General features: G+C 33.0%; 3 protein-coding genes. 1 reads left to right on the top strand and 2 read right to left on the bottom strand.

Annotated features, from left to right (window positions below; genetic code table 11):
* Window positions 1-396: 396 nt before the first annotated feature.
* The gene (locus tag OKC24_RS19260) at window positions 397-1,608 is read left to right on the top strand and encodes a tyrosine-type recombinase/integrase (RefSeq protein ID WP_111886099.1); all 1,212 of its coding nucleotides are present in this window, start codon (window positions 397-399) and stop codon (window positions 1,606-1,608) included.
* 15 nt (window positions 1,609-1,623) lie between these two features.
* On the opposite strand, the gene OKC24_RS19255 is transcribed toward OKC24_RS19260, so the two are convergent.
* Both OKC24_RS19255 and OKC24_RS19250 read right to left on the bottom strand, forming a co-directional pair.
* Entirely contained in the window at window positions 1,624-1,902 is a 279-nt protein-coding gene (locus OKC24_RS19255; RefSeq protein ID WP_004871362.1) for a helix-turn-helix domain-containing protein, read from the bottom strand.
* On the bottom strand, window positions 1,895-3,199 hold the full coding sequence (locus OKC24_RS19250; RefSeq protein WP_104442446.1) for a type II toxin-antitoxin system HipA family toxin: 1,305 nt from the start codon (window positions 3,197-3,199) through the stop codon (window positions 1,895-1,897). Before OKC24_RS19250 ends, OKC24_RS19255 begins: the two co-directional genes overlap by 8 nt.
* Between the last annotated feature and the right edge of the window lie 193 nt (window positions 3,200-3,392).

Raw genomic sequence — 3,392 nt, 5'->3', positions numbered from 1 at the left:
TCTCATCTCAGAATACTGAGTCTCCGACAAACCCGGTACGGTTCAGTATTGGACTAAGTTTGATTTGATCCATTTTTTCTTGCGTATGAACATACCATTGAGTCAAAGAATAAAACCGGATAGAAATATTGCCTCGAATAATTAAGGCTCGGTTGCGAGGTCTTTAAAACAAACCCATTGCAGAGTAATGATTAACTATCACTGATTTTTGTTGCTTAATACAGATTTTAACAGTGGTTACTTTTTTGGTTACTACAATGTAGAATATAACAAAAATATTTATAAAAAACATATATATAAATATTTATGTGATGCGTAATATACGCATCACATAATAATGCTTATTTTTGATATAATTAAGATAATGGGGATCATTATGCTGGTTTATAAAAATTTATGAGTCTTACGGAAACACAAGTACGAAAGTCATATCCAAAAGAAAAAATTTACTTTTTAGCTGATGATGATGGTTTAAGCTTAAAAGTCGATCCTAATGGAAAAAAGTCTTGGAGTTATCGATATTCAGTTGCAGAAACGGGTAAAAGACCACGAGTCACTCTAGGTACATATCCTGAGATGAATCTCAAAGAGGCTAGAGTGGCCAGAGACTCCTATAAGGCAACTAAATTTTCTACACAAAATTTAGTTCAGGAGAAAATTCAAACTTTTAAAGTTGTTTGTGAAGAATGGTTAGAGTTTAAAACAAATAATTCATTTAAAGATCAACCACGTGGTGGTGTAATCCAATTGGCGAATGCATGTTTAATAAATGACATTTATCCCGTTATTGGTGATATAGATTTTAGCAAAATTAAAAGAACTGATTTAGTTAAGGTAATTAAGCAGATTGAAAATAGGGGAGTTAAGGAACCTGTAAAAAAAGCGTATAGCTATTTAAATCAAATCTATGATTTTGCAGTTGCAATGGGATACTGTGATTATAATCAAGCTTATGGTCTCAATAAAATATTATTGAAAGGGAAATTAAAGAAAAATTATCCCTATTTAAAAGATGAAGAAATTTCTAATTTTATTCTTAGAATAACTCAACTAAATACAGATCCGATTATAAAAAAAGCAATCCTATTTAAATTATATACTGGAGTCAGGGGGGCAGAGTTATTGTCTGCAGAACCTCATCATTTTGATTTTGACAACAAAATTTGGAAAATACCTGCTTTACATATCAAGCAATATCGTCGAAAAGTGATAGCAGGTTATGATATTCCAGATTTTTTAGTCCCGTTATCATCGCAAGCGGTGAGCATTGTTAGATCTGCACTAGAGTGGTCACAAGGCGATCGTTATGTTTTTGCCAGCCCAAAAATTAAAGATAAGCCATTGCATTTTAACACAATAAATTCAGCCATTCGTAAGATGGGATACAAAACAAATGAGCTATCCTCACACGGTTTAAGATCAACATTCAGTACTATTTTAAATGATTCTGGCTTATTTCAAGATAGTTGGATTGAGGCTCAGCTTTCACATGTAGATAAGAATAAAACACGTGCTAGTTATAACCATGCAGATTATATTCAACAAAGAGCTGATATGATGCAGTGGTGGGGTGACTATTTAGAAAATAAATCAAAATCTAGTTTATAGGTAATTTAAATTAAACTATTTTGATTTAATAATAAATTTTAAACCAAATGCATTTAACAACTTATTTATAGAATCTAATGTTGGATTACTATCAGGTTGCTCCATTTTCTGTAAAGTCTGTGGTGCTATTTTAGTAATTTTACTCATTTCATTTAATGTTAAATGTAGTTCTTTTCTAATGTATGATGCAATCTGGTAAATTTGCCACTCAGGATTGTTATTTATATTTTCTAAGACTTGTAAGCGTTTATTCATTTGCTCGATTGCCGTCATAGGCTTATAACGTTTATCCATTAGAAAGCTCCTGAATCTGTTGGCATATATTTAATATACGATGATGACTATTTTGTAGAATCTCATCATCTATATTTATTTTTTTCATTTCATCGAGCAAATTTTCATACAGTGGCAATTGTTGAATCATTGTATGTTTAATTTCAGTTGAATCTATTCCTGTACATTCTTCTATTTGCGTTATGACAGATCCCCATATAGGCATTCCTCCATGGTCATCTTTTTCCCAACGTGTAGTACGTGCAATTCCGTCAGGATGAAGCCACATTGGAGCAAAATCGAAGAGGGGTGTTAATTGAATTGTGCCGTCATTTAAACGTTGAATTGCGGTATTACGGGTATGATTATCTTTATTTCCTAATGCAACATTAGCGATATCTCGTTTCAAATATTCAAAAATTTCAGCTCTTGGTGATGAGCAACATTCCATGATCAATGTACAAATTTGATTATGTGTCATTTTAACGCCGAAGCCAGCTTTACCACTTAAAGAGGCTAGGCTTTCTTGTGCAACTCTTTCGACTTTACCATTGATAATTTGGCGATCAAAACGTGGAATAAATAGCGTTCTCTGGTGAAGTTCCAAGTCGTTGAACACTCTTAGACCTAAATACCGAGCTATTTTCATGTAAATTGCTTCATGTAACAGTATTTTTTCCAGTTTTTGATCATCTCCACGACTAAATTTAACTAGCCAATGCTTTGCTGCTAGTTCATCTGGAAGACTGTGATCTAAATAAAACAGACCATCATATCCTTGTGTTAGTAATAGTTTAGGCCATTCACCTTGAACACCTGAAGAACCAGCAACAAATAAGCCATATGATGCAAGTGACTCAATGAAATCTTCTTTCCTTTCAATTATTTCGCTTAGGCTAAATCCACGAGGTTTCACTGTCGGAAAATGATCTTGAAGCCAGTCATAAGCTTCTTTAATTCGTAGATTACCAATAGGATTACCTGCCCCAGATTTCAGTAGGGGCCAATCAGCTTGTTCTTCTACATTAATTGAAAAACCCAGCTGATTTAAAAGCTCCTTTCGCCCATAACCTTGAGGTAGCAAGTCCATGAGAAATGCTGGCCATTGGTTTTCTAAGTTGTTTTGTACATTGACTGGAAATTGGAATGATAGAGCATGACCATCCCTTAAATCCATATGTTCAATAGCATATTCAAATAAGTATGACGTTCGTGTAGATGCTCTCCAGCCCTGCTCTTGATTAGCAATTAATTCAACGATAGCGCAATCTTGCCATTCGTTATTTTGAAAAATTTGAAGTGTGCAATATTGATTCATATATGTATTAAAATAAAATATTAGTTTCTATTTTGGCTATATTTATTTATTATAGTAGATATATATTAAATTTCCTACTCTGATTTAGAATCATTTAATTTGCACTATAAGCAATCATTTTAAACGTCATAACTTGTCGTATTGCTAAATGGCTTTGTTGCACAAAGCTATTCTTGAAGGCTTCTTCAGTAAT

Origin of the sequence: Acinetobacter entericus, assembly GCF_026168575.1 — a bacterium.
Taxonomy (GTDB): Bacteria; Pseudomonadota; Gammaproteobacteria; order Pseudomonadales; family Moraxellaceae; genus Acinetobacter; species Acinetobacter bouvetii.
This window is presented reverse-complemented; position numbering and strand designations above follow the sequence as displayed.